The sequence below is a fragment of the Vibrio wakamikoensis genome, assembly GCF_050337275.1.
Taxonomy (GTDB): Bacteria; Pseudomonadota; Gammaproteobacteria; order Enterobacterales; family Vibrionaceae; genus Vibrio; species Vibrio chaetopteri.
In genome coordinates this window covers 1-22924 of sequence record NZ_JAKJST010000021.1, presented here as the reverse complement: position 1 = coordinate 22924, position 22924 = coordinate 1, and the positions used below count along the sequence as shown (strand labels likewise).

21 protein-coding genes and 1 pseudogene are annotated in these 22924 nt (G+C 45.3%); 8 read left to right on the top strand and 14 right to left on the bottom strand.

What is annotated here, in order from left to right:
• Window positions 1-12 precede the first annotated feature (12 nt).
• From L4C42_RS12335 to L4C42_RS12315, 5 genes are all read right to left on the bottom strand, one after another.
• Window positions 13-2091, bottom strand: coding sequence for a DUF4962 domain-containing protein (locus tag L4C42_RS12335; protein WP_353499271.1), 2079 nt, complete (start codon window positions 2089-2091; stop codon window positions 13-15).
• Window positions 2092-2338: 247 nt separating this feature from the next.
• A complete protein-coding gene (locus L4C42_RS12330; protein WP_353499270.1) occupies window positions 2339-4084 on the bottom strand; it encodes a sodium:solute symporter family transporter in 1746 nt (581 codons plus the stop codon).
• A gap of 316 nt (window positions 4085-4400) precedes the next feature.
• A complete protein-coding gene (locus tag L4C42_RS12325) occupies window positions 4401-5024 on the bottom strand; it encodes a bifunctional 4-hydroxy-2-oxoglutarate aldolase/2-dehydro-3-deoxy-phosphogluconate aldolase (RefSeq protein ID WP_353499269.1) in 624 nt (207 codons plus the stop codon).
• A gap of 53 nt (window positions 5025-5077) precedes the next feature.
• Window positions 5078-6010, bottom strand: a complete 933-nt coding sequence (kdgK, locus tag L4C42_RS12320) for a 2-dehydro-3-deoxygluconokinase (RefSeq protein ID WP_353499268.1) — start codon at window positions 6008-6010, stop codon at window positions 5078-5080.
• A gap of 35 nt (window positions 6011-6045) precedes the next feature.
• Window positions 6046-6381 carry a cupin domain-containing protein gene (locus L4C42_RS12315; RefSeq protein WP_353499267.1) on the bottom strand — a complete coding sequence of 112 codons (336 nt, stop codon included), beginning with the start codon at window positions 6379-6381 and terminating at the stop codon, window positions 6046-6048.
• A 395-nt stretch (window positions 6382-6776) separates the two neighbouring features.
• On the opposite strand from L4C42_RS12315, the gene L4C42_RS12310 reads away from it, so the two are divergent.
• Window positions 6777-8927 (top strand): heparinase II/III domain-containing protein, encoded by a 2151-nt coding sequence (locus L4C42_RS12310; RefSeq protein WP_429760670.1) that lies wholly within the window; start codon window positions 6777-6779, stop codon window positions 8925-8927.
• Window positions 8928-9097: 170 nt separating this feature from the next.
• Here L4C42_RS12310 and L4C42_RS12305 read toward each other — a convergent pair whose 3' ends face one another.
• Together L4C42_RS12305 and L4C42_RS12300 are read right to left on the bottom strand one after the other, a co-directional pair.
• Complete coding sequence (locus tag L4C42_RS12305; protein WP_353499265.1) at window positions 9098-9814, bottom strand: FadR/GntR family transcriptional regulator; 717 nt, start codon at window positions 9812-9814, stop codon at window positions 9098-9100.
• Window positions 9815-10083: 269 nt separating this feature from the next.
• Window positions 10084-10812 carry an oligogalacturonate-specific porin KdgM family protein gene (locus L4C42_RS12300; protein ID WP_353499264.1) on the bottom strand — a complete coding sequence of 243 codons (729 nt, stop codon included), beginning with the start codon at window positions 10810-10812 and terminating at the stop codon, window positions 10084-10086.
• A gap of 446 nt (window positions 10813-11258) precedes the next feature.
• Here L4C42_RS12300 and L4C42_RS12295 point away from each other — a divergent pair, with 446 nt between their 5' ends.
• A complete protein-coding gene (locus tag L4C42_RS12295; protein ID WP_429760667.1) occupies window positions 11259-12005 on the top strand; it encodes a nuclear transport factor 2 family protein in 747 nt (248 codons plus the stop codon).
• Window positions 12006-12189: 184 nt separating this feature from the next.
• On the opposite strand, the gene L4C42_RS12290 is transcribed toward L4C42_RS12295, so the two are convergent.
• The 3 genes from L4C42_RS12290 to L4C42_RS12280 form a co-directional block, all read right to left on the bottom strand.
• Entirely contained in the window at window positions 12190-13071 is an 882-nt protein-coding gene (locus L4C42_RS12290; protein ID WP_353499262.1) for an NAD(P)-dependent oxidoreductase, read from the bottom strand.
• A 322-nt stretch (window positions 13072-13393) separates the two neighbouring features.
• Entirely contained in the window at window positions 13394-14425 is a 1032-nt protein-coding gene (gene tdh, locus L4C42_RS12285; RefSeq protein WP_418642975.1) for an L-threonine 3-dehydrogenase, read from the bottom strand.
• 60 nt (window positions 14426-14485) lie between these two features.
• Window positions 14486-15682, bottom strand: a complete 1197-nt coding sequence (locus L4C42_RS12280; protein WP_353499221.1) for a glycine C-acetyltransferase — start codon at window positions 15680-15682, stop codon at window positions 14486-14488.
• 166 nt (window positions 15683-15848) lie between these two features.
• On the opposite strand from L4C42_RS12280, the gene L4C42_RS12275 reads away from it, so the two are divergent.
• From L4C42_RS12275 to L4C42_RS12255, 5 genes are all read left to right on the top strand, one after another.
• Window positions 15849-16778: a LysR family transcriptional regulator gene (locus L4C42_RS12275; protein ID WP_353499220.1), complete on the top strand. Its 930-nt coding sequence runs from the start codon at window positions 15849-15851 to the stop codon at window positions 16776-16778.
• A gap of 9 nt (window positions 16779-16787) precedes the next feature.
• Complete coding sequence (gene gloA2, locus L4C42_RS12270) at window positions 16788-17180, top strand: SMU1112c/YaeR family gloxylase I-like metalloprotein (protein ID WP_418642976.1); 393 nt, start codon at window positions 16788-16790, stop codon at window positions 17178-17180.
• A gap of 360 nt (window positions 17181-17540) precedes the next feature.
• Complete coding sequence (gene pdhA / locus L4C42_RS12265) at window positions 17541-18635, top strand: pyruvate dehydrogenase (acetyl-transferring) E1 component subunit alpha (protein WP_429760663.1); 1095 nt, start codon at window positions 17541-17543, stop codon at window positions 18633-18635.
• The gene (locus tag L4C42_RS12260) at window positions 18628-19656 is read left to right on the top strand and encodes an alpha-ketoacid dehydrogenase subunit beta (RefSeq protein ID WP_353499217.1); all 1029 of its coding nucleotides are present in this window, start codon (window positions 18628-18630) and stop codon (window positions 19654-19656) included. Before pdhA ends, L4C42_RS12260 begins: the two co-directional genes overlap by 8 nt.
• Window positions 19653-20792, top strand: coding sequence for a dihydrolipoamide acetyltransferase family protein (locus L4C42_RS12255; RefSeq protein WP_418642978.1), 1140 nt, complete (start codon window positions 19653-19655; stop codon window positions 20790-20792). Before L4C42_RS12260 ends, L4C42_RS12255 begins: the two co-directional genes overlap by 4 nt.
• 186 nt (window positions 20793-20978) lie before the next feature.
• On the opposite strand, the pseudogene L4C42_RS12250 reads toward L4C42_RS12255, so the two are convergent.
• The 3 genes and pseudogenes from L4C42_RS12250 to L4C42_RS12240 form a co-directional block, all read right to left on the bottom strand.
• A pseudogene (locus L4C42_RS12250) lies at window positions 20979-21345 on the bottom strand (MmcQ/YjbR family DNA-binding protein).
• A 135-nt stretch (window positions 21346-21480) separates the two neighbouring features.
• Entirely contained in the window at window positions 21481-21798 is a 318-nt protein-coding gene (locus tag L4C42_RS12245; RefSeq protein WP_429760660.1) for an NUDIX hydrolase, read from the bottom strand.
• Window positions 21791-22189 carry an ACT domain-containing protein gene (locus L4C42_RS12240; RefSeq protein ID WP_353499212.1) on the bottom strand — a complete coding sequence of 133 codons (399 nt, stop codon included), beginning with the start codon at window positions 22187-22189 and terminating at the stop codon, window positions 21791-21793. Before L4C42_RS12240 ends, L4C42_RS12245 begins: the two co-directional genes overlap by 8 nt.
• A gap of 192 nt (window positions 22190-22381) precedes the next feature.
• On the opposite strand from L4C42_RS12240, the gene L4C42_RS12235 reads away from it, so the two are divergent.
• Window positions 22382-22591, top strand: a complete 210-nt coding sequence (locus L4C42_RS12235; protein ID WP_112462747.1) for a hypothetical protein — start codon at window positions 22382-22384, stop codon at window positions 22589-22591.
• Window positions 22592-22633: 42 nt separating this feature from the next.
• Here L4C42_RS12235 and L4C42_RS12230 read toward each other — a convergent pair.
• Window positions 22634-22924 (bottom strand): integrase core domain-containing protein (locus L4C42_RS12230; RefSeq protein WP_429760064.1); only part of this gene is annotated, 291 nt, incomplete at its 5' end.

The window sequence follows — 22924 nt, the reverse complement described above, 5'->3', positions numbered from 1 at the left end:
AGTGTGAACAACCTAAAGCTCAATTGTTACCGCTTCACCATCCACAGTTAACTCAAGAATATCGCCGACTAGTTTATAAGACACTTCCACTTGCTGACCTTCGTTCTTATTAGGAACAAGCAACGTCAGAATGTTATGCTCTTTCGCTGCACCGAACTCAACTTCCACGTGACGGTGGATTTCAAGATCTTGGTACTCGTATGGGTCAACCTCACCAAACCCTTCAACGTTCTTCACAGACAGGATGTTGTCTTGAGATTCATTGATAAAGTTTACGTCTAGGTGGGCTACTTCGCCTTGAATTGTGAATGACTTTTCAGCCACTTCGTTAGCGAATGTGGTGTGCATCAACCAAGTCATGTCTTTCTCTTCAGATAGAGAAGCCTTGTCTTGCATAACAAACACTTTACCCTTCACAAACCAGATCTTGCGTTTGTAAGATTCAATTTCAGGGACAAAGTATTGGTATGATGCCGTAGCGTCACCTTCTACCATCTTCACATCAGACTCTGTGTCGTAATCAGTGATCTGACCGCCAGCTTCAATACAGAAGCGATCTTGGTGACCTTCGTAGCCCGTGTTTTTGTTCTCACCGTACTGACCTTTGCCACCAAATAGAGGTAGGTTTTTAGAGAACGTTTGACGGCGCCACTTAGTATGCATGTCCACACCGAAACCACCGTAGTAGCCAGTGATCGCTGCTAGCGTCTCACCGAATGCATGTAGAGTGAACGCATTCTGGTCACCGTGAGAGTGAGAGATAGAACCAAATGGAGAACACTTAAATACCATATGGATATGGTTATCACGCTCAGTCATCTTGTTATGGAAAGCTGCCCAGCCAGTGATTGGGAACACCTTCAATAGTGGATCATTTGATGGTGCTTGCTCTTCTGGTGCATCCCAAAGAATGTTGAAGCGGAGATCGTCGTAGCCGAAGTCCCACCAACCGAAGTTGTAGAATTTCGTGTGTGCTTCAGTATCACGCCCCTTAAGCTGGTTATAGTACCAAACGTACTCAGGCTTTTGGTTAACACCTGCGTAGTGCTTGATGTTGTAAGCCAGTTTAAGACCAGGGAAATCACCGATTGAAGACTGGTCACAGAAGCTCGCGCGCTTAGAGTGAACAGGCATACAATACAGCGGGAAATCACCTGTGCTTTCGTAGAATGTCTTATTGAACATATCTACACCACAGTAAGCTTTCAATAGATCGAATGCTTCGCCTAGGAATGCAGTTTGCGTATTCCAGTAGTCAGGGCCTTCAGCCCAACCGCCATCTTCACCGCCCCATGGTGGGTAGTGTACTGCGTAGTATTCCAATGCATATGCAATGTACTCACCTGCTTTCGGGTGATCATGGTATAGCGCGATACATGTCGGGATGATAGCAGAAGAGATAGAACGAACACCGTGGCTGTTCAGTGGGTTGTTCAGTAGATCAACCGTTACTTTTAGGTGGTGCATGATTTCGTCTAGACGCTCAATCAGCGCATCTTGAACTTGCTGACGCTCTTCGTCGGTGAAGTGAGCGTGTAGCCAGTCATAACCCCAAGCCATTGCCGCGACAACACGGAACGCCGCTTCGTCATTGTAACCGCGAGACGTCACACCTTCAGGATCATAAGTAGACAGTTTTAACGTCCAAGCTTTTGCTTTGGCAATTAACTCTTCATCTTCTTTGACGATACCAGCGATAGCTAGATTACGAGTGGCATTAAGAGCCATTTGGCAATCAACATACATTTGACGCCAGTATGGACGCCATAGAGACGCCTTGCCAACTGTCTCCTCAGGATATGGCTTCGGCTCTTCATAAGGCGCTGTATCCAAAAACTTAACAGTTGAGTTGTTGTAGAAATCATCGAACATGCAGTGAGATTCGTCTGCACGCACAGCCGCTTTGAATGCTTCCAAATCAGCAGATTGGACAAGAAGACGCGGACGCGCTTCGCTCAAGTTATCTAGGAAAGACAAATCAAAGTCGCGTTTTTGGACTTCGATTGGGAGTAGGTCTACAAGGTTACCTGCTGAAGTGTCATTTTCCAGCTTCATCTTCCTGATGGCATCAAGAGATTTTTGGTTGCTCATGCTAACTCTCTTATTTCAAATTGAGTGAAATGGTATGAGACCCAATATACATCTTATTGTAATACAATTACATCAATTTCGATGAGTATTCGCTATTTTTAAGGAAAATCGTGACCTAGATTAAGTATTTTCCTCGTCCACATTTTAAGCAGTCTAGTCGCCACGTGGACATAAAAAAATAGCCGCTAATTTTAGCGGCTATTTGCTCAGTTAACGTGTTGAATACGTTATTACTTTGCATCTACACTTAGTTTGCAATTGCTTTCTGTGGTGCTCGCGCTGCGTTCACCAATAGAACACCAACTGAAAGCACGATTGAGCCACACAAGATGAATAATAAGCGACCTGTTGGTTCATTTGGAATCAGTGCCATCGCTAGGATACCGAAGCCAGCTACGCTGATTAGTTTACCCAACATACCACGCTGTTTCGTGTCTAGGTTTTGCTGTTCTTCCGAGTCGGCTACGACAGGTGTGTTCCAGTTCTCAAACAGTTTTTCAACTTCAGCTTCACGCTCTGGCGTACGGCCTTTGTACACTAGCGTTGTTGCTAGGAAGAAGCCACCGGTAAGCACTACGTGAGCTGCCAAGCTAAGTGCAACTTTCAAATCACCCCACTCGCGGCCAGTAAGAGCTTGCTCTAGACCAAACCAGTTTTGGATGTCTTCTGCCGTCAATGCGATACCAAAGATGTAAGAAACAAAGCCACCTACAACGAGTGTTGTCCAACCTGCCCAATCTGGCGTCTTGCGTACCCACATACCTAGAAGTACAGGGATTAGCATTGGGAAGCCGATCAACGCACCAACGTTTAGTACGATGTCGAACAAGCTCAAGTGACGTAGTGAGTTAATGAACAGACCAATACCAATGATAATGAAGCCCATGATAATCGTTGTAACCTTACTTACAACCACTAGCTCTTTTTGGGTCGCATTCGGACGAACAATCGGGCTGTAGAAGTTCATAACAAAGATACCAGCGTTACGGTTCAAACCAGAGTCCATTGAAGACATGGTTGCCGCGAACATTGCAGACATCAGTAGACCAACCATACCTGCTGGCATGACGTTTTGTACGAAAGCAAGGTAAGCTGCATCACCACCTACTGAACCGTACTGGTCAGCGAAGTCAGGCATAAATGCACTTACGTACCATGGTGGTAGGAACCAGATGATTGGACCAACAATCATAAGAACACATGCTAGACCTGCCGCTTTACGCGCATTTTCACTATCTTTAGCACATAGGTAACGGTATGCGTTGATGCTGTTGTTCATAACACCAAACTGCTTGATGAAGATGAACACTACCCAAAGGATAAAGATACTCACGTAGTTTAGGTTGTTACCAACGAAGAACTCACCGTCGAAGTTGCTAACAATATTGCCGATGCCACCACCGTGGAAGTATGCTGCAATCGCACAGGTAATCGTCACGGCCATGATAACAAGCATTTGCATGAAATCTGATGCGACAACCGCCCAAGAACCACCAGTTACTGCCATTAGCATCAACACCAAACCAGTCACAACGATTGTTGCTTCCATTGGGATGTTGAATACCGCTGCGACAAAGATAGCCAAACCATTAAGCCAAATACCAGCAGAAATCAAGCTGTCAGGCATACCAGCCCAAGTGAAGAACTGCTCTGAAGTTTTACCAAATCTTTGGCGAATCGCTTCAATCGCTGTTACTACGCGCAACTGTCGAAACTTTGGAGCGAAGTACAAATAGTTCATTAGGTAGCCAAAAGCATTGGCCAAGAATAGGATTACAACAACGAAACCGTCGCTGAACGCGCGTCCTGCGGCACCTGTAAACGTCCATGCTGAAAATTGCGTCATGAAGGCGGTTGCACCAACCATCCACCACAACATCTTACCGCCCCCACGAAAGTAGTCACTGGTTGATGTTGTGAACTTGCGGAACATCCAACCAATCGCTACTAAAAAGAAGAAGTAGGCAAGAACAACGAGAGTATCAATAGTCATTTTTTCAGCCTTAATTAAGGTTATCAATTTACTGCAGTTAGATTACTCTTTTGCCAACCTTATTTGTACTACAATATACCCAAGATGTGATCTAAAACAAAGGTTTCCGTCTTTCTAAAACGACCTTAAAGCCTCACCACAACTTATTACAACTGATGTAAGCACACAAATACAGAGCCACTACAAAAAAAACCTTAAATCATACAATACCAAATAAAAATTGTAAGTAAGTGCTGCTTAATCCTAGTTGCTAAAGAGGCCAAAAACAAAAAAGCGAGCTATCAAAGCTCGCTTTCCCTTATAGAACTTAATTCGCTTAGTTCACGTGCTCTACTGCCGCTTTCACCAAGGCACCTAGTTCGTCCCACTTACCTTCATCCATCAGCTTGGTTGGAACCATCCAAGTACCACCACACGCTAGAACTGATGAAATAGATAGGTAGTCGTCAACATTGTTCAAGCTAACGCCACCCGTTGGCATGAAGTTTACTGGGTAAACAGCTGACAACGCTTTAAGCATGCCAACACCGCCCGAAGGCTCCGCAGGGAAGAATTTCAATGTACGAAGACCCATTTCCATCGCCTGCTCAACCAGACTAGGGTTGTTCACACCAGGGACGATCGCCACACCTTTATCAATACAGTATTGAACAGTGCGAGGGTTGAAGCCTGGGCTTACGATAAAATCTACACCAGCTTCAATTGACGCATCAACCTGCTCATTAGTGAGTACCGTGCCAGAACCGATCAGCATTTCTGGAAACGCTTCGCGCATCGCTTTGATTGCATCAATTGCACATTCAGTACGTAGCGTGATCTCCGCACATGGCATGCCATTTTCTACTAATGCACGGCCAAGTGGAATGGCGTGCTCAACGTTATTGATAGCGATTACTGGAATAACTTTTAGCTTTGCTAGCTGTTCGTTTAAGGTTGTCATAATTTTCAAACTCATGTTCTAGAAAAGCCCGCAGTAACGCGAGCCTTTGGGATTTATAGGGATAGTTCTGGCATTTCAGTCAGAGGAATGATCGCGCCTTTGTGCTGAATTACTTGTCCTGCCATGCAGTGCCCGCTAAAAGCAGACTCTTGCGCAGTACCGCCTGTTAGGCGTTTCGCGAGGAAACCAGCACTGAATGAATCGCCAGCAGCAGTGGTATCGATAACATTCGACACTGGGTTAGGTGCTACAAACTCACGATTGTCACCTTCAACAACCAAACACGCTTCCGCACCACGTTTGATGATAATCTCTTTCACGCCAAGCCCTGAAGTACGATTAATACAGTCATCTAACTCTTTATCACCGTATAATGCTTGTTCGTCATCAAACGTCAGCATCGCGATGTCGGTCATTGATAGAACTTGCTCATACCAGTTAATCGCTTCTTGCTCATCACTCCAGAGCTTCGGACGGTAGTTGTTATCAAAGAAGACTTTACCACCGCGTTCTTTGAATTGCTTTAGAGTCTCAATCAGCTTTTCACGACCAGCTGGTGTAAGAATTGCCAACGTGATGCCGCTTAGATACAGCGAATCGTAGCCAAGTAGTTTCTCAACAAGAGCCGATGACTCTGGTTGTTCAAAGATGAATTTTGCCGCAGCCTCGTTTCTCCAATAGTGGAAGTAACGCTCACCTGTTTCATCTGTCTCAATGTAGTAGATGCCTGGGTTTTTGTCTTTGATTTGAAGGACATTAGAGGTATCGATACCCTCTTTTTGCCAAGTGCTGAGCATTTCACCACTGAACTCGTCGTGACCTAATGCCGTTACATAACTGACGTTGACATCATGCGCTCTCGTTAGCCTAGATAGGTATAGAGCGGTATTTAGAGTATCACCGCCGAATGTTTGCTGTAGCTGGCCATTTTTCTTCTGGAGCTCAACCATACACTCGCCAAGAACTGCAATATTAGTATTTTTCATGGGTGTTACCTTTGCAACAGTGATTGCTTAATTGATTATTTCAAAAAGTCTTCGCGAGCAGGGTTAAAGATGTCTAGAAGAATACTATCCTGCTCTAACGCTACGGCACCGTGCATCGCTAGCTTGCGAGCAAAGTAAGCATCGCCTTCTTTAAGCACTTGCTTTTCGCCATCAATTTCCGCTTCGAAACTACCACGTACAACGTAGCCAATTTGATCATGAATTTCGTGAGTGTGAGGATAACCAATCGCTCCTTTATCAAAGCACAGGTGAACAGCCATCAAGTCATCAGTGTACGCTACGATCTTGCGCTTTATACCATCGCCTAGATCGTCCCATGCGTGCTCGTCATTTATAAAGAAAGGATTCATGTTGATTCTCCACTTAAGGTTCACTCTAAGTTCTAACTAGTATGTACTATAAATCAAAAACGCTTTTGTAATACAATATACCCATAAAACTGTGATCTAGCTCAATATTAGCTTAACAAGAAAAAGTTAATCGTTTGCAATACACATCAACAAATACAGCTAAACATTCAAATATAATCATTAATAAACAGTGTTTTACAAATTACATAGTGACTTCAATCATCATTCTATCGACTCTAACTAGGCTTTAAGATGCTATTGTATTACCATTGTATGCAGAGACCAATTTAGTGAGCAAGACTCAACAGCGCAAGCGATAGAGTTTCGCTCCAAGCAATCAACCGGGTTAGTTCCAACGGGTAAGTTGTATACTAATCCACCGAGGAGAAACAATAATGAGCTATCAACCTCTTTTAATGAACTTTGAAGAAGCCGCTGAGCTTCGTAAAGCTTTAGGCACGGATAGCCTTATGGGAAAAGCACTGGCGCGCGACATTAAGCAGACAGATGCGTACATGACACAAGTAGGTATTGAGGTTCCTGGTCATGGTGAAGGTGGTGGTTACGAACACAACCGCCACAAACAAAACTACATCCATATCGACTTAGCGGGACGCTTGTTCTTGATTACGGAAGAGCAGAAATACCGCGATTACATCGTTGAAATGCTGACGGCTTATGCCAAGGTGTATCCAACTCTAGAAAGCAACACCAGTAAAGATACCAACCCTCCAGGCAAAATCTTCCATCAGACTCTTAATGAAAACATGTGGATGCTGTACGCCTCATGTGCGTATTCTTGTATTTATCACACGCTAGATGAAGAGCAAAAAGCCCTTATCGAAAATGACCTGTTTAAGCAAATGATCGATCTTTTCGTTGTAACCTATGGTCACGACTTCGATATCGTTCACAACCATGGTCTTTGGGCAGTTGCAGCTGTAGGTATCTGTGGTTACGCGATCAACGATCAAGAGTCTGTTAATAAAGCGCTCTATGGATTGAAACTCGACAAAGTGAGTGGTGGCTTTCTTGCTCAATTAGATCAGCTATTCTCGCCAGATGGTTACTACATGGAAGGGCCGTACTATCATCGTTTCTCATTGCGACCAATCTACCTGTTTGCAGAAGCCATTGAACGTCGCCAACCTGAGTTAGCTATCTACCAGTTTAACGACTCGGTTATCAAGACTACCTCTTACGCGGTATTCAAAACGGCATTTCCTGATGGCTCCCTACCCGCTTGTAACGACTCATCGAAGACCATCTCGATCAACGATGAAGGCGTCGTTATGGCAACGAGTGTCTGCTTCCATCGCTATGAAAAAGCAGAAACTTTGCTTGCTATGGCAAACCACCAGCAAAATGTTTGGGTACATTCGTCTGGCCTAACTCTATCGAATGCTGTGGAAGCAGCGGACGAGATCAAGCCATTCAACTGGGGTAGCTTATACCTAACAGATGGGTCTCAAGGTGAAAAAGGCGGTTTAGGTATTCTTCGTCACCGTGATAACCAAGACGACGATACCATGGCACTGATTTGGTTCGGCCAGCACGGTTCAGATCACCAGTATCATTCAGCACTCGATCATGGTCACTATGATGGTCTTCACTTGAGTATATTCAACCGTGGCCACGAAGTACTTCACGATTATGGCTATGGACGCTGGGTCAACGTAGAGCCTAAATTTGGTGGACGCTACATCCCAGAAAACAAGTCATACTGTAAGCAAACTGTCGCTCACAACACGGTCACTGTAAATCAGAAGACGCAGAATAACTTCAACACCGCACTTGCTGAATCTAAATTTGGTGAGAAGCATTTCTTTGACATCTCAAACGACAAGCTTCAAGGCATGAGCGGCCGAATTTCTGGCTACTACGACGGCGTACATATGCAGCGCAGCATCCTGCTTGCTGAATTGCCAGAGTTTGAAAAACCACTGGTTGTCGACGTATACCGAATCCAGTCAGAGGCAGAACATCAGTATGATCTTCCTGTTCATTATTCAGGCCAAATCATTCGTACCGATTTCGAGTATCAAACCGAAGCAACATTAAAGCCACTTGGCGAATCTGACGGTTATCAGCACCTTTGGAACCTAGGTTCTGGCAGCGTTGAAGACAGCTCGCTTGTGAGCTGGTTGGTTAATAACAGCTACTATTCACTTGTGACAAGTGCCAATAAAGACAGCGAAGTAATCTTTGCTCGACTAGGTGCAAATGACCCTGACTTCAACCTACGTAGTGAGCCTGCAATGATCATGCGCCAAACGGGTAAAGATCATGTATTCGCATCAGTACTAGAGACTCACGGTTACTTCAATGAAGAGTTTGAGCAATCTGTCAATGCTCGTGGCTTAGTAGAATCAGTGGGTGTTGTAGGTAACAATGACATCGCTACAGTCATTCAAATCAACATGACGACAGGTAAAACCTATTGCTTTGCTATCAGCAATCTCTCGGAAGATGAACAACAAGGTCAACACAGCGTTGAATTTGCCGGTCAAACGTTCTCATGGGAAGGCTCATTCGGCTTGATTTAATGGGCATGGTTTAATGGGCATGGTTTAGTTGGATGCCGATAAAACATAGGCGTCCAGTTTGCTGCACTAAATAACGCAATAGGCCTCAACAACGTTGAGGCCTATTTTTTTAATCGAATTATTCAAACCACTGAGTGAAATTAGGTTAAATCAATCGCGTGGGACATTGGTTAGCCATTGGCAACCTTCGACAACCTCTGGTTCTCGTCATTCAACAAGTACATCGATGCGTTTCGAGCATCGTCTGCCCTGCCCGACATAATCGCTTCGTATATTGCTCTATGTTCGTTTAGACAGAAGCGTCCACCCTCTGCGGATTCACCCAGAAACTGCTTAAAGATAGTTTCCAGTATATTGCCAAATGGTACGTAGAATTGATTTCCGGTAGCAAAAAAGATGGTTTGATGGAATAGATGGTCGTTGATGGTCCACTCTTGTTGATCGTTCGCTTCCGCGGCAAGTGTCATCTTTTGAAAAATTAGAGAAAGAGATTTGCGCTGCTCCGCTGTTGCGTATTTCGCGCATAATGCACAGGCTTCGGGCTCTATCGCTTTTCGTAAGCCAAGAAATTGAGACAGAAACAGTTTGGTATCTTCAAGGTCTTGAATCCAATGAAGCAATTGAGGATCGAGAAAATGCCACTCTGTCCTGGGTAGAACGGCCGTGCCTATCTTAGGACGTGATGCTATCAACCCCTTTGCCGAAAGTAACTTTGTAGACTCCCTCAAAGCGGTACGACTGACACCGAATGATTCACACAGTGACACCTCGTTCGGTAGTTTTTCACCTTCACTCAACTTTCCAGACAATATTTGTCTAGCAATCTGCCTGGCAACGTGAACATGAATCTTACGACTTGCATCTTCTACAAGTGAAAAAGTAGCCATATACTGCTCCGGATAAAAATTAAGATTTAGAAACCATTTTAAATAATACAATATTATCAAATCTATTGCTTTAAGACTTGATAAACTCTTCGCAGTTTCTGCCATTTCATTTGTATTGTGAGCTATACCATTCGTCATTACGCGAAGAAACAACCACAAAGTTGACAACGGGAACCATCACAAACGGCGCCTATATGGCTCCAGAAACAATAAAGGCTCTCATTGATGAGAGCCTTCGATAAAGACCAAGGTTAGCCTTTATGTTTCGCTTAGAAGCTGTACGTCAAACCGATACGGCTACGTAACTCACGCTTATCGCTAGTAGAACTCACGTTTACATCACCAAATTCAACAGATGGTGTCCACTGACCCAACTTCTTAGCGACTGTTGCATTTAGCTCATAGTTGGTGTTTTTGTTGTTGTATAGGTTGTAACCTTCTGCTTTGTAATAGTTACCTTCAAAGCCAAAACGCCAGTCATCTAGAGCGTAGTTGATGTTTGCTGTAATACGGTGACGACGCTCATCTTTGCTTGCGTTTACAACTTGATCATAGCCACCCTGGTCGTTCTCTTCGTACGACGTAGACTCATTAGTGTGTTTAATATCGTAGCGGTAACGAGCACTCAGGCTTAAGCCATCAATACTGTCAACTTGATAAGTCGCACGAAGCTGAGGCTTGTACGTCATGCCCGCACTACGACCTTCAATAGGCATACCGTACGTTAGAGTCCAGTTGTCGTTCAAAACATGACGATAGTTCAAGCCAAGTTCCCAACCGTTGTTTTGCAGGTCTTCCATAAACTTGCCGTTTTGACCTTTGAACTTAGCTTCAATATCGACAAGGAAGTTGCCGATGTTATCCGCAAGCTTTACACGTGAAGCGTGCTGCTTAGTTTCGTTCTTATACTCATGACGTACGTTAAAAGAAGCTGCAGAAACGGCGGTTGTCGCAAGTAGAGTCGTAACTGCGATGGTTACTTTAGACAGGTTGTTCATATTCAAACCCTAATAGTGCTTGTGGTAATGTATGACAAATATATTAAGGGGTTTGAGAGAATTTATCTGTGATCTACATCACCAGGACTATGTGAACTAGCAGCTTGAATCGTGCTTGAAACCACTAAATCAATCCGTTAATCACTGATAAATAGCGATATTTTAGTAGTTCCACCTACAAACCAACAATAATCAAGCTGATCTCAATTCTGTGATGCAATACATATTATGCCCTCTGCTTTACTTTTATTTGTAATATTTTACATCTAATATAGCACTGTTGTCATTTACAAAATCATTAAAAAACACACAATCAACCAACAAGCAACAGCTTTTGTAAGAAAGCCCGGTGGATACTGTTCACCGGGCTTTTTTCCTCACGAGTACAACAATATTCAACTAGGCTTAAGCTTTGAATGTGTCTACGAAAGGACATGGGTTACCTGATGAGTCAGAAACTGAACAATGCGACCAATTTATACATGGAAGGAATCCGTGATGGGCATGCTCGGCAAGCCGTGACCAAATATACGGGTGCCCGTTATACCCAACACAGTACAGGCGTTAGAAACGGCATAGAGGGCTTTGTTGAGTTTTTTGAGCCATTTATTGAACGGTGCCACGACCGCGACATACGCGTTGTTCGCTCGCTTGTCGATGGTCAATATGTGTTTGTGCAAGCGTATCAAAACATCAACAACGGCGAAGCATACTGGATAACCACCGATTTATTTGATACCGACAATAATGACAAGATAATAGAGCATTGGGATGTCATTTCCGCCTATGTAGAAAATGCAGACACCCAACGAGATCAAATAAGCGGCCCTACTGAACCTGTTGATATCGATAAGACCGAAGACAACAAAGAGTTAGTTAGAGACTTTTTGTGCGATGTGATGGTATTAGGTCGAAAAGAGAGCGCTAGCAGCTACGTCGATTTCACGAACCTTCCTATGCACGCTGCTTTAGATGTTGATTCGGCCGAGAAATATGTTGGGAGCTACGATCAGGTATTTAAAATTGTCGGCCAAGGTAACATGATTGTCGCCTATAGCCGTTTGCTTTATGAAAACACAGAAATAGCTCGCTTCGATATATTTCGCATAGAGAGCAAACAAATCGTCGAATGGTGGGTTAATCAGGAGCCCGTCCCTCCCAAAAGCGAATGGGTTAACGGTGGGAAGTTTTAACGCCCAATAACACCTTCAATAGCTGAGTGTCTGAATACAGTTACTTAAATGAAACTAGGCACACTACCCTTTCAAAAACTCAAGTTATATTGCAAACAAAACAAAACCCCCACTGATAGCATCAGCGGGGGTTTTATTTATTCGTTTCTTAGTGCGACATATAGCTCACACTAAGCAGCAACGATTACTTCTTTAGGTTAGTGAAGTAGTCGAAGATCACTGGAACATCATTTTGACCTAGGCCTGCATCAACAGCTGCTTGTAGGCTTGTAGAAGTACCTTGAGCGATTAGAGACTCAGTACCTAGCTCTTCACATAGAGCAAGGAAGTAGCCAAGGTCTTTGTTTGCGTTAGCAACAGAGAAACCTAGTTTTTCTTCACCGTCTACTGCGTAGAACTTACAGAACTGCATGAATGGAGAGTTAGATGGACCAGCTGACATAATGTCAAACAGTTGCTGGCCGTCAACGCCAGCTAGCTTAGCTACAGCGAAAGCTTGAGACATAGTTGCAACTGTCGTCATACCCATGAAGTTGTTAACTAGCTTAGTCACGTGACCTGAACCTAGTGCACCTAGGTGGAATACGTTTTCACCTTGCTCGTCAAGAACTGGCTTAACTTTGTTGAACGTTTCGATGTCGCCAGCAGCCATGATGTTTAGAAGACCATCTTTAGCGTGAGCTGGAGTTCGGCCTAGAGGCGCATCGATCATGCCAGCGCCTTTTTCTGCAAGAGCAGCACCGATTTTCTTAGTTGAAGCTGGGATAGAAGTACCGAAGTCGATTAGCGTTTTGCCTTCAGTCATACCCGCTAGGATACCAGCTTCGCCGTATACTACTTTTTCTACAACTTCAGACGTTGTTAGACATAGCATTACGATGTCACTTTTCTCTGCCAACTCTTTACCAGAAGTTGCTTCAGATGCATTACCACGAGCTAGAACAGCTGCAACGGCATCTTTGTTCAGATCCATAACGTTAACTTCGTAACCACGGTTTTGAAGGTTCTCAACCATGTTGCCGCCCATAAGACCCAGACCGATGAAGCCGATGACAGGTTTAGTCATGTTTAATTCCTCTTTACGTACTATTGTATGATTAATTAATGTAAAGCATATAGATAAGTGCGATTTAAATCAATCAAAAAACAACTTGAGAAAGAGTTTAAATAAGTAATGTGATATTGATTAGCTTAGCGAGTGGACAAACACTAATCAAAACTGTTGTGGCTACTGTTAATAGACAACTGAGAGGTAGATAGTTTGAGGGTAGATCGAAGTCAAATGTCGTCTTCACAAAGGATAGACAAGGTAATAACTGATTAGCGTACAGTCGTGGTGTTCTCAGTGAAAGTGTCGTCCATATGAACGACACTTTACCTAAATCACACTATTCCCAATCGAGAATAACTTTACCAGACTGACCGCTACGCATAACATCGAAGCCTTCTTGGAAGTCATCAACCTTGTAGTGGTGAGTGATGATTGGTGTTAGATCTAGACCTGATTGAATCAAGCTCGCCATCTTATACCAAGTTTCGAACATCTCTCGACCGTAGATACCTTTGATCACAAGGCCTTTGAAGATAACTTGGTTCCAGTCGATACCCATATCTGATGGTGGAATACCTAAAAGTGCAATACGACCGCCGTGGTTCATGGTTTCTAGCATTGAGCTGAATGCGGCTTGTACGCCAGACATTTCTAGACCTACATCGAAGCCTTCCGTCATGCCTAGTTCAGCCATCACGTCTTTTAGGTTTTCATTCGCTACGTTAACTGCGCGCGTTACGCCCATCTTCTTAGCAAGGTCTAGACGGTATTCGTTCACATCAGTGATAACCACGTGACGAGCACCAACGTGTTTTGCAACCGCTGCTGCCATAATACCGATTGGACCCGCACCAGTGATAAGTACGTCTTCGCCTACTAGGTCGAAAGAAAGCGCTGTGTGTACCGCGTTACCAAACGGGTCAAAGATAGACGCTAGGTCATCAGAGATACCTTCTGGGATCTTAAACGCGTTAAACGCAGGGATAACAAGGTACTCAGAGAATGCACCCGTGCGGTTAACACCTACACCCACTGTGTTGCGACATAGGTGAGTACGACCGCCACGACAGTTACGGCAGTGACCACAAGTGATGTGGCCTTCACCAGATACACGATCGCCAATTTCAAAGCCGCGAACTTCTTGACCGATACCAACGACTTCACCCACATATTCGTGTCCTACGACCATAGGTACAGGAATCGTGTTTTGTGACCATTCATCCCAGTTGTAGATATGGACATCAGTACCACAAATAGCGGTCTTTTTGATGCGGATTAGGATGTCGTTGTGACCAAGCTCAGGCTTGTCTACTTCGGTCATCCAGATGCCTTGTTCTGGCTTAAGCTTTGAAAGTGCTTTGATTTTCATAATATTTACCAAACTGCGCCCCGAGCCAAAGCTCAGGGCAAAAAATCAATGAGAGAGCGATTACTTGATAAGACCCATGTCTTTACCCACTTCGATGAACGCATCGATAGCACGGTCTAGTTGCTCACGTGAGTGTGCTGCTGACATTTGAGTACGGATACGTGCTTGACCCTTAGGTACCACTGGGAAAGAGAAGCCAATGACATAGATGCCTTTCTCTAGCGCACGCTCAGCAAACTCAGCTGCAACTTTCGCATCGCCTAGCATGATTGGAATGATCGCGTGGTCTGCACCACCCATAGTAAAGCCCGCGCCTTCCATACGAGTACGGAAGTGTGCCGCGTTTTCCCAAAGGTGGTCACGAAGGTCGCCACTCTCTTGTAGCAGGTCTAGAACGCGGATAGATGCGTTAACAATTGCCGGTGCTACTGAGTTAGAGAATAGGTATGGGCGAGAACGCTGACGCAACCAATCAATCACTTCTTTCTTACCAGAAGTATAGCCGCCTGACGCGCCGCCCATTGCTTTACCTAACGTACCAGTGATGATGTCGATACGGTCAACCACGTCGTGGAACTCGTGAGTACCTGCGCCGTTTTTGCCCATAAAACCTACAGCGTGCGAATCATCAACCATAACCAGTGCGCCGTACTTGTCAGCAAGATCACAGATAGCTGGAAGGTTTGCGACTACGCCGTCCATTGAAAAAACGCCGTCAGTCACGATAAGCTTGTGGCGAGCACCTGCTTCAGTCGCAGCGATAAGTTGCTCTTCAAGCTCAGCCATGTTGTTGTTCGCGTAGCGGTAACGCATCGCTTTACATAGACGAACACCATCGATGATAGATGCATGGTTTAGTGCGTCAGAAATGATTGCATCTTCTTTTCCTAGAATAGTTTCGAACAGACCAGTGTTTGCATCGAAACAAGACGTGTAAAGAATCGTGTCTTCTTTACCTAGGAATGTAGACAGCTTCTGCTCAAGCTCTTTGTGAATGTCTTGAGTGCCACAGATAAAGCGTACCGACGCCATACCGAAACCATTTTTATCCATGCCCGCCTTGCCCGCTTCGATAAGTGCTGGGTGGTTCGCAAGGCCAAGATAGTTGTTCGCACAGAAGTTAAGAACTTCTTCACCAGTTGAGATTTCAACAGCGGCTTGTTGTTGAGACGTGATGATACGCTCAGACTTGTACAAACCTTCCGCTTTTACTTCTTCAATCTGATCTTGGATTTGCTTATAAAACGAAGCAGACATAGTAGATTCCTTTTTCAATCCTATTTATCAATAGGTTATGTAGGGGATGAGACAGCCAAATTCTATTGATTGGGTGTATTTCACGAATGCCATCATTTTAGTTCATTGTGCTGCAAACGATTATCCCTTAACATGGAAAACCATTAGTGAATCTGAGGCACGAATAATGTTTAGCCAGAAGCTTATTGCTCTGCTGCCCGACTTAGCATCGTATATTTTGGTGGTCAACGAAGGCAGTTTTACCGCTGCAGCCAAGAAGTTAGGTGTCACACCCTCAGCACTCTCCAAGACAATCACTCGACTTGAAAACGCCCTATCAGTAAAGCTGTTTGAGCGAACCACTCGAAAGCTGGTCATTACTCAAGCTGGAAGAAAGGTTTATGATCAAAGCGTACTCATGGTTAACGCCGCTCAGCAAGCCATTGAAGTCTCTCAATCGGATCATGCTGAACCAAGTGGCTCTCTCACCATTGCGGCACCAGAAGCCTTTCTAAACTCTGTACTGCAGCCATTTATCGCCCCATTTTTGCAGCAATATCCAGAGATCCAGCTCAAGGTGCGTGCTATTGATGGCAACTATGACTTGCTCAATTTAGGTATCGATGTTGCGTTCAAACTCACAGACAAGCCCGACGAGAACCTAGTGATGAAAGAGTTGGGTCCAACAAACTTGGTGCTATGTGCCAGTCCAGATTACATCACTGCCAATGGCCTGCCTACTTCACCTAGCGAACTCGAACATCACGACTGCCTCTATTTAGCTGAAGTAGATAGAGACAATGTATGGGATTTTCTCAAAGATGATGACTTTCACACGGTCACTGTGTCCGGTCGCTACGCCATTAACCACTCTCAAATGCGTCTTAGTGGTGTGAAACAGGGTCTGGGTATCGGTATTTTTCATGACTTCGTGATAAAAGAATCACTTGATGATGGAAGCGTAGTCCCCGTACTTCCTGATTGGACTATAAAAAGTAACTACCATGGGGCGATTGCAATGCAGTATGCCCAGACCAAGTACATGCCGGCAAGACTGCGCGTCTTCATAGACTATGTAGCCCGCGAGCTGCCCTCTAAACTTATCAAACACAACTAGGATCCGACTATGCTCAAAGGAACACATCACATCGCCATCATTTGTTCTGATTACCCAAGGTCGAAGCATTTCTATACCGAAGTTTTGGGGTTAAGCGTATTGGCAGAGAACTTCCGCGAGGCACGTGATTCTTATAAACTCGATCTCGAATTACCAGATGGAACACAGATAGAATTGTTCTCTTTTCCTGGCTCGCCGCCACGCCCAAGCTTTCCTGAAGCACAAGGGTTAAGGCACCTTGCCTTTGTAGTTGATGATATTGACCAAGCTGTGAGCAAGCTGGTCAGTCACGGGGTTGCTGTTGAGCCTATTCGAATCGATGAATATACAGGTAAGCGCTACACCTTCTTCCAAGATCCAGACGGACTGCCTTTAGAGCTCTGCGAAGAAGTGACATTGTAACCGACATTCTGTCATCAAACGATAAAGAGGCCAACTACATTGGCCTTTTTTGCCCAAACCTAGATCACTTTATTCGTTTTTCTCCAAGTTCTCATTCAGTATCATATTTCAGTTCGAAAGATTTCATTCTTTAAAAACCCGAATATTAAACTAACAATGAGTCATATGTTAGCATTTAACACCTAAAGATCAGTCCTGTAAGGTTTTATTTACTAAAAATCCATTTCTCTTTTGAAGCAAAATTTAACAATTTGTTTACACTTATAGTATCCAAGCGTTTGAAACATTGCGTATAAACACGTACTGGTTTCAGCCTTATCGACATCACTCTTATCCAGAGTATGTGAAAAGGAGTTCGAGATGAACGTACAAGCATTACCCATGCATCGTTTTATCGACTACCAAGGACACTTAGTTAGCTCTCTACCCGATTGGGCTGACGAAGCAACCCTAAAGAAGCTGTACTGCGACATGGTAGTCGCAAGAACGTACGATGCTAAAGCCGTTGCCCTTCAACGCACCGGCAAACTCGGTACCTACCCTTCGCACCTTGGTGCCGAGGCAATAGGTATCGCCATTGGCCACGCCCTTTCTCACCGAGATGTTTTCATCCCCTACTATCGCGACATGCCTGCCATGTGGCTTCGCGGCATTCCCATGGAAAAAAACCTTCAATATTGGGGCGGTGACGAACGCGGTAGCGATTTTGAGTTCACCAATAGTGATAACCCATGTACCGACCTCCCTTTTTGTATCCCAATAGCCACGCAATGTACTCACGCCGTCGGTGTTGCTGCTGCGTTAAAGATTAAAGGCAATCACGATGTTGCGTTGGTGACGTGCGGCGATGGCGCCACTTCAAAAGGTGACTTTTTAGAATCCATTAATTGCACAGGGGCTTGGAACATCCCTTTGGTGTTTGTAGTGAACAACAACCAATGGGCAATCTCAGTCCCGAGGGCACTGCAATGCGGAGCGGAATTTCTCGCAGACAAGGCACAAGGTGCGGGTATTCCCGGGCTTAAAGTCGATGGTAACGATGTCATCGCCATGTTAGATGCTATCAGCATCGCCATTTCCAATGCACGTAAAGGCAAAGGGGCAACACTTATTGAAGCTATAAGCTATCGACTCAGCGATCACACCACCGCCGATGACGCCACTCGTTACAGAACAGATAACGAACTTGATACCGCTTGGGAATATGAGCCCATCCAACGACTGAAAACCTTCTTGGAATCCCAAGGATGGTGGCAAGATTCAGACGAAGCTCTGCTTATCACGGAAAGCAAAAAACAGGTTGAGGAAGCCGTCGCTCGCTATCTCAATACCCCACCCCAAGCACCAGAAACCGCCTTTGATTATCTCTACGAGCAACCAACCAAAGAACTTCGCCCGCAACGCGATGAGATCATCAACAAATCGATGCGCATGCAAGGAGGACAACATGGCTGATCAACTGCATATTGTGCCCCTAGCAAGCCCTATCGCCTCAGTGGAGTCCACACTGGTCGATGCGGTGAACTTAGCTCTCCATCATGAAATGGGCAGAGACAAACGCGTAGTACTGCTTGGAGAGGATGTTGGCGATAACGGCGGCGTATTCAGAGCTACAGTTGGCCTTAAAGAACGCTTTGGGCTGAAACGCGTTATCGATACACCGCTCGCCGAAGCGCTCATCGGCGGCGTTGCTGTGGGCATGGCGACTCAAGGCCTTCGACCTATTGCTGAATTCCAGTTTCAAGGGTTCGTGTTTCCTGCGATGGAACACATCATTTGTCATGCTGCCCGAATGCGTAATCGCACCCGCGGGCGTCTGTCTTGCCCAATTGTGTTTCGCGCGCCATTTGGTGGTGGCATACATGCGCCAGAGCATCACTCCGAAAGTGTCGAAGCTCTGTTTGCCCATATTCCTGGGCTGAGGGTCGTTATCCCGTCATCACCACAACGCGCCTATGGCTTGCTATTGTCGGCGATACGCTGCAACGATCCCGTTATGTTCTTTGAGCCCAAACGTATCTATCGCACCGTTAAATCGAATGTGGTTGATAATGGCGAAGCCCTGCCTCTTGATACTTGCTACACCCTTCGAAAAGGACGGGATTTAACGCTCGTGACTTGGGGAGCCTGTGTTGTTGAGTCACTTCAGGCAGCAGATACACTGTCTAAAGCAGGTATCGAGGTGGAAGTTATTGATCTAGCTAGCATCAAACCCATTGATATGGAGACGATACTAAAGTCACTTGAGAAAACAGGTCGATTGCTTGTAGTTCATGAAGCAAGCAGAAGTTGCGGCGTAGGCGCTGAAATCATTACTCGCACTTCAGAGCAAGCCATGTGTATGCTCAAAGCGCCGCCTAAACGAGTAACAGGCCTTGATACCGTGATGCCTTACTACAAAAACGAAGACTACTTTTTGATCCAAGAGGCCGACATCGTACAAGCAGCAAGAGAGCTAGTGGAGGGTTGGAAATGAAGTCATTTTTATTGCCAGACTTAGGGGAAGGACTTGCCGAATCTGAGATTGTCGAATGGCATGTGAACGTCGGCGACGATGTCGATTTAGACCAAGTCATCCTTACCGTTGAGACCGCTAAAGCCGTTGTCGAAGTCCCCGCGCCGTACAGCGGAAAAATCGTCAAACGTTATGGCGAAGAAGGTGATGTCATCAGTATTGGCAGCCTATTGATTGAAATCGAAGAGGCGGTCACGGAAGGCGCTAGCCTCAATGAATCATCAAACACCAACGATGCTGCAACTGTGGTTGGCAATGTCTCCAGCCATACTCATCACGTCGAAGTCGATGACTTTTGGGTCGGCGCAGCGCACCATAGCGCCGAAGAGAACTCGATCACAGCCATGCCCTCTGCTCGGCTTCTAGCCAAAAAGCTCGGAATTGATCTACTGCGCGTCAAAGGCAGTGGCCAAGATGGCGTGATCACAGACAATGACATTTACGATCAAATAGACAAACAAGCCCCCGGCACGGAAGTTCTCAAAGGCGCACGTCGAACCATGGTTGGTACCATGGCGCAGTCGCACCACTCCGTTGCTTCTGTCACTATCACCGAAGAAGCCATGCTAGACAACTGGCAAAATGACGAAGACATCTCAGGAAGACTCATCAAAGCCGTGGTGCATGCATGCCAAACAGAGCCAGCACTGAATGCGTGGTTCGATGCAGAAACCATGACCCGATGCGTCCATTCCAACGTGAACATTGGTATTGCCGTAGACAGTAGCCATGGGCTCTATGTCCCAGTGCTCAGAAACGCCAACGAATACGATCAAGCAGGCATCCGCCAATGGTTAAACGAAACCGTGCAAGGCATCAGAGCCAGACGAATTGGACGAGAGCAGTTGCAACACGCCACCATCACCCTGTCTAACTTTGGTGCTATCGCAGGGATATTCGCGACACCCGTGGTGACACCACCTCAGGTCGCGATCGTGGGTGCGGGTCGAATTATTGAGAAAGTAATAATGCGGGATGGACAAGCGGTTGGAGTTAAAGCCTTACCGCTTTCGATAACTTTTGACCATAGAGCGTGCACCGGTGGTGAAGCTGCTCGCTTTGTTAAGGTGTTGGTGGAGCACTTACAGCAAGGTTAGTAATGACAAAGGACACTGTGGAAAGTGTCCGTCATTCCCTTGCAAAAGGGAATCTGGTACAGCGTGATTAGGAGGTTGTTTACGTGAACTAGTCTGCATACTTTGGTAAGTCAAGCGCTTTGGGAGATCTTCACTTACGTGAAGATGACAAGTCTAAATTATAAGTGGCTTCCTAGAGTAACTTCATCACTCCACAACAATCCCTAACTCCACTCTCTTTCGCTTACTAAGCCCCTTAGACACAATTTTGTATGACTCGCTGATGTAATAACGAAGCTCCTCATCTAAATGACCGCTGGTATCTGTCTGCTGAATCCACTTCATTCCACGATTAGCAAAGTAAGGAGCCGGTCTCTATCCTTCGTGATCGGAAAGAAAATCGAAGTTGAGAACCGAAGTTTTGAAGATATAAGCCTCACTCCCCTCCTTACTCCAGCCACCAATCGCAAACACCTTTCCACCCACTTTCCAAACGTGCGCATCCCCCCCACTGAATCACATGGGAGGTTGCGGTAAAGGAACTACAATACTCATTAAACTCATCGTATTTCATTGAATGCCCTTTTCATTGACTCGTCTCTTGTAGCATAGACAGAATACCGTCTGGGTAAACGGGAATAGACCCACTGATAACGTCCTCTTCCGGAACCCATCTTACGGTAAACTCGACTCCATTCGTTTCAATACCCTAAAAATGTTCTCTCTGATAAAGATCGGAACTTTCAAGGATACCTTCGAAGACAAAGACCACTTCATGTCCGGGAACGCCATCGGACGTGAACCTGTTCTCACTCACGCCAAGCAAATTTAGGTCTGAGACATCCGCACCTATCTCTTCGCGAACTTCACGAACCGCGGCTTGTTTAGCAAGCTCCCCAAACTCAACCCCGCCACCAATCGGCATCAAATAGTGCTCATTTTTCGTCGGATCATAACCTTCCGCCAGCAGTATTTTTCTATCATATCGGCAAAGACAGACTGCTTTTACTCGAATAGGCTTACTCACTTAGGAACTCCTCAAGCGCAGCAAGCGCCTCATCTGCTTTGGAAGACTGGACAAAGATATGGTCATGATAATAGGCTGCTACCACGTTAGCGCTAATATCCCGCTCCGCAAGTTTTTTGGATACCGCTGCCGTTAAACCGACCGCCTCAAGGCTGGAGTGAACGTTCAAGGTGATCATTCTAAACAACCCTTCAAAGTCGAGTTCAGCTTGCTCTGCCTGAAGCTTTGGAAGTATTAGAGTCAAGCCTTCCTGTTCTTTAAACGAACCTAAGATATCGAGCATAAGGTATTCAGCCAGTGATCCTTTAACGGTACAAAACACAAATTCCCCATCGACTAAACTTGGCTCCATTGATGCGAGTAGCTGTTCTAAATCGGTAATTCCTGACATCGTTTGCCCTTAGCGTTTCCATACATTTTCAACATGTTGCGCTTCACTAACGACTACGGCAAGCAACAACACCTCAAAGTATTTGCACCATCACGAAACCGCCGTCGTCCGTATGATATAGTCGCAACCTTCGAATAAATTGGAACACTGGCTCCAATTCAATACTAGTAATCTAGGTAGGAACCCATTCGTTTGAATAGAGAATCAAAGCTACTCGTTGTCGCAATCGCTATTGCTGTGCTCAACATAGTGTCACATCTTTTGTTGTCAAAGTTCTTTGCTGAGTATTCGTGGGTCGAAATGTCTTTGGCTTCGATACCCTTTATTATGATGTTGATGTGTGTTTTTGCGGTTCGCTACGCGGCCAAAACATTAAAGGAAAGCGACAAAGAAGAAGGCTAAGGTCGCTTGCAACAAACCTTAGCCCTTTCAGCTATGTAGTGGTCAACAAATTCCGGACACTAACTTAAGCCGATTTTCGGCAGTAACTGGCGATAGCCCATCATTTGCTTGATGAGGCCGTTGCCTATTGTAGTAATCCATCAAGTAATAGCTGATATCCTTCTTTGCCTGAGTTTGGGTCAGGTATCCAGTAGCTGGTATCCATTCGGTTTTTAAGCTTCTAAATAGCCTCTCCATAGGAGCATTATCCCAGCAGTTACCTCGACGACTCATGCTCTGAGTTATGCGATATCGCCAAAGCCTTTGACGGTATTTAAGGCTACTGTATTGGCT

What these genes read in the sequence shown, in the direction of transcription:
- L4C42_RS12335 (WP_353499271.1), bottom strand. Translation starts at nt 2,091, where the DNA reads ATGAGCAACCAAAAATCTCTTGATGCCATCAGGAAGATGAAGCTGGAA.
- L4C42_RS12330 (WP_353499270.1), bottom strand. Translation starts at nt 4,084, where the DNA reads ATGACTATTGATACTCTCGTTGTTCTTGCCTACTTCTTCTTTTTAGTA.
- L4C42_RS12325 (WP_353499269.1), bottom strand. Translation starts at nt 5,024, where the DNA reads ATGACAACCTTAAACGAACAGCTAGCAAAGCTAAAAGTTATTCCAGTA.
- kdgK (WP_353499268.1), bottom strand. Translation starts at nt 6,010, where the DNA reads ATGAAAAATACTAATATTGCAGTTCTTGGCGAGTGTATGGTTGAGCTC.
- L4C42_RS12315 (WP_353499267.1), bottom strand. Translation starts at nt 6,381, where the DNA reads ATGAATCCTTTCTTTATAAATGACGAGCACGCATGGGACGATCTAGGC.
- L4C42_RS12310 (WP_429760670.1), top strand. Translation starts at nt 6,777, where the DNA reads ATGAGCTATCAACCTCTTTTAATGAACTTTGAAGAAGCCGCTGAGCTT.
- L4C42_RS12305 (WP_353499265.1), bottom strand. Translation starts at nt 9,814, where the DNA reads ATGGCTACTTTTTCACTTGTAGAAGATGCAAGTCGTAAGATTCATGTT.
- L4C42_RS12300 (WP_353499264.1), bottom strand. Translation starts at nt 10,812, where the DNA reads ATGAACAACCTGTCTAAAGTAACCATCGCAGTTACGACTCTACTTGCG.
- L4C42_RS12295 (WP_429760667.1), top strand. Translation starts at nt 11,259, where the DNA reads ATGAGTCAGAAACTGAACAATGCGACCAATTTATACATGGAAGGAATC.
- L4C42_RS12290 (WP_353499262.1), bottom strand. Translation starts at nt 13,071, where the DNA reads ATGACTAAACCTGTCATCGGCTTCATCGGTCTGGGTCTTATGGGCGGC.
- tdh (WP_418642975.1), bottom strand. Translation starts at nt 14,425, where the DNA reads ATGAAAATCAAAGCACTTTCAAAGCTTAAGCCAGAACAAGGCATCTGG.
- L4C42_RS12280 (WP_353499221.1), bottom strand. Translation starts at nt 15,682, where the DNA reads ATGTCTGCTTCGTTTTATAAGCAAATCCAAGATCAGATTGAAGAAGTA.
- L4C42_RS12275 (WP_353499220.1), top strand. Translation starts at nt 15,849, where the DNA reads ATGTTTAGCCAGAAGCTTATTGCTCTGCTGCCCGACTTAGCATCGTAT.
- gloA2 (WP_418642976.1), top strand. Translation starts at nt 16,788, where the DNA reads ATGCTCAAAGGAACACATCACATCGCCATCATTTGTTCTGATTACCCA.
- pdhA (WP_429760663.1), top strand. Translation starts at nt 17,541, where the DNA reads ATGAACGTACAAGCATTACCCATGCATCGTTTTATCGACTACCAAGGA.
- L4C42_RS12260 (WP_353499217.1), top strand. Translation starts at nt 18,628, where the DNA reads ATGGCTGATCAACTGCATATTGTGCCCCTAGCAAGCCCTATCGCCTCA.
- L4C42_RS12255 (WP_418642978.1), top strand. Translation starts at nt 19,653, where the DNA reads ATGAAGTCATTTTTATTGCCAGACTTAGGGGAAGGACTTGCCGAATCT.
- L4C42_RS12240 (WP_353499212.1), bottom strand. Translation starts at nt 22,189, where the DNA reads ATGTCAGGAATTACCGATTTAGAACAGCTACTCGCATCAATGGAGCCA.